A 3,140-nucleotide genomic window follows, 5' to 3' on the forward strand; every position below is an offset into this window, starting at 1 on the left:
CATAGGGAAGCCTATCCTATTATTATTACCGGTCTTAAAAGACAGGAATATCGCGGCTACGACAGTACCGGAGTTGCATTAATAAACGCCGACGGACTTTCAGTATATAAAAAGAAGGGAAAAGTTGCCGAATTGGAACAAGCATTATTAGGCAAACCTTTACATGCTAATATTGGGATCGGACATACCCGTTGGGCTACGCATGGCGAGCCAAGTGATGTAAATGCGCATCCCCATAGAAGCGCCGGTGGCAAACTTGCAATGATACACAACGGCATCATCGAAAACTATGCCCAACTAAAGCAAGAGCTTGCAAACAAAGGATATGTTTTCCAGAGCGAAACTGATACGGAAGTACTGCTAAACTTCATAGAAGAAATATATAAAAATTCAGAGTCCCCGTTGGAAGAAGCGGTGCGCATTGCGCTCAAAAGAGTGAGTGGCGCTTATGTAATTCTACTGCTCGATGAAGACCACCCCGATACCATTATCGCTGCGAGAAAAGGAAGTCCGCTGGTCATCGGAATTGGCAAAGGAGAACATTTCCTTGGATCTGATGCCACGCCTATGCTGGAATACACGAAAGAAGTCGTTTATGTAAATGATTATGAAATCGCCATCATAAAAGCTGATGAGCTCATCTTAAAAAACCTGGGCAATGAAAAGCAGACACCCTATATATCAAGCCTTGATATGGAACTTGCCGCAATAGAAAAGGGCGGCTACGAACATTTTATGCTGAAGGAAATAAATGAGCAACCGGCTACGATATACGATTGCTTACGGGGAAGGTTAGACGCTTCTAGAGGCACCATTACCATGAAGGGAATTGAAGATAATATTAAAGCCCTTGTTGCTGCGCCAAGGTATATCATTATTGCATGTGGCACCAGCTGGCATGCCGGCCTGGTCGCTGAATATATTATTGAAGAATTGTGCCGGATACCCGTGGAAGTTGAATACGCATCGGAGTTTCGTTACCGTAATCCTATTATCAATAAGGGAGATGTTATCATTGCGATTTCTCAAAGCGGAGAAACGGCAGACACATTGGTAGCCATTGAAAAAGCAAAGGAGCAAGGTGCTTTTATTTTCGGGATAGTGAACGTAGTTGGTTCTTCTATCGCCCGTGCGTCTCACGCTGGCGCTTATACGCACGCCGGCATGGAAATTGGCGTAGCTTCCACAAAAGCATTTACTGCTCAATTGGCAGTGTTATTGATGATTGCCCTAAAAATTGCCAAAGCAAAAGGAACGATTGACGAAAAGCGATATTCGAGGTTGCTGGTTGAGATGGAGGAAGTGCCGGAAAAAGTAGAATCTATTTTGAAAAATGGGAAGGAACTGAATTCAATTGCCATTAAATATAAGGATGCGGTGAATGCTCTGTATTTGGGCAGGGGTTACAATTTCCCGATAGCGCTTGAAGGTGCCTTAAAGCTCAAAGAAATTTCATACATACATGCGGAGGGATACCCGGCTGCCGAAATGAAACACGGTCCCATAGCACTTGTTGATAAGGATTTGCCTGTGGTTTTTGTAGCTACCAAAGATGAATATCATTTAAAAATTGTGAGCAACATACAGGAGATCAAAGCACGGAAGGGAAAAGTGATTGCCATAATCACCGAGGGCGATGACGCCATTCCTGCCATGGCCGATGATGTGTTTGCTGTTCCTCCTGCCGATGAAATAGTTGCACCGCTACTGAGCGTTATTCCATTACAATTACTTTCGTACTATATAGGTGTTGCAAAAGGTTGTGATGTTGATAAACCGAGGAACCTGGCGAAGTCTGTTACAGTAGAATAGTTAGGGGTGATGAGTAATGAGTAATTGGAAAACAGGTCAGAAAATGAAATTATTCAATTACTATTTAATTAAACAAAATGAGTGACGCCGAAAAAAAATCTGTATCAAAAAGTTTTGCAGAGTTAGAAGTTTGGAAAAAAATGAGACTGCTAAAAATTAAAATTGAGAAGATAACAAAGACTTTTCCGGGCGAAGAAAAATTCAGGCTTACAGATCAAATCATCAGGAGTGGCAGAGGTGTAAATTCTTGTATAGCCGAAGGTCACGGAAGATACACATTTCCGGACAGAATTCATTTCTGCGTTATTGCACGGGGTTCTTTGAGCGAGACCTATAATCATCTTATTGATGCTTATGATTGTAATTTTATTACCAAGGAAGAATTGACTGCATTTGAAAATGACATAATTGAGGTTGAAAAAATATTAAACGGCTATATCAATTGGCTAAGGAGCCAAATAACTAAAAAATAGCTTATGTAAACTTTTGCCGCATACCTTTTCCTCCTCACTTATTACTGATTACTTTTAAACTATGAATATAATTACAAAGCATCCCGTTGATAACTTGGGTTATAACTTTATTGATCAAAAATATTTGCCTGCCGGAGAAGATGAATATTACCTCAGAAATAAACAGAACAAGAACAGCGGCGATTATCGCAGCCTTACTACCAGGGAAAAAGAAATTCTTATTCGCAGTGACAACAGTTCCGATGACTGGAGTAAAATTCTTGTATCTGATGCATTTGACCCGGTGCTGGTAAAAAATTGTAAGTTTTTTGGGCTGGTCCGAATCGGCAAATTAGAACCCTATTATCTCGAGTTTCATAATCTTCGGATGCCGGTTGGTATATACAACAGTACGATCATAAGCTCTGATTTTGGCGATAATGTATGCATTGATAATGCGCATTATTTAAGCCATTACATTATTGGAAACGAAGTAATGATTGCCAACGTGAATGAACTGGCTGCTACCGATTACTCGAAATTTGGCAACGGTATTTTAAAAGAAGGCGAAACGGAGTTAACAAGAGTATGGATGGAAGTGCGCAATGAAACCGGCGGCAGGCGCGTAATTCCATTTGAAAGTATGTTACCCGGCGATGCCTATTTGTGGAGCAGTTATCGCAACGACCAGGAGTTGATGGAAAAATTTGTTGAATTAACGCAAAAGGAATTCGATAACAAACGTGGTTATTATGGGACCATTGGCGATCGCTGTGTTTTAAAAGATTGTAATATTATAAAAGATGTTTGCATTGGAACAGATGCTTATTTGAAAGGCGCCAATAAACTTAAAAATCTCACCATCAATAGTGATGA

3 protein-coding genes are annotated in these 3,140 nt (G+C 40.6%); all 3 read left to right on the forward strand.

Features of this window, described 5'->3' with window-relative positions; genetic code table 11:
- Nucleotides 1-1,812, forward strand: a 1,812-nt coding sequence (glmS, locus tag ACO1O5_RS02420; RefSeq protein WP_486268104.1) for a glutamine--fructose-6-phosphate transaminase (isomerizing), incomplete at its 5' end; no start/stop codon positions are given.
- 77 nt (nt 1,813-1,889) lie between these two features.
- Complete coding sequence (locus ACO1O5_RS02425; protein WP_486268106.1) at nt 1,890-2,285, forward strand: four helix bundle protein; 396 nt, start codon at nt 1,890-1,892, stop codon at nt 2,283-2,285.
- 61 nt (nt 2,286-2,346) lie between these two features.
- Nucleotides 2,347-3,140 (forward strand): DUF4954 family protein (locus ACO1O5_RS02430; RefSeq protein WP_486268108.1); only part of this gene is annotated, 794 nt, incomplete at its 3' end.

It is taken from the genome of Ginsengibacter sp., assembly GCF_057362405.1.

Coding starts and splice junctions, on each gene's coding strand:
- ACO1O5_RS02425 (WP_486268106.1), top strand. CDS start 1,890: ATGAGTGACGCCGAAAAAAAATCTGTATCAAAAAGTTTTGCAGAGTTA.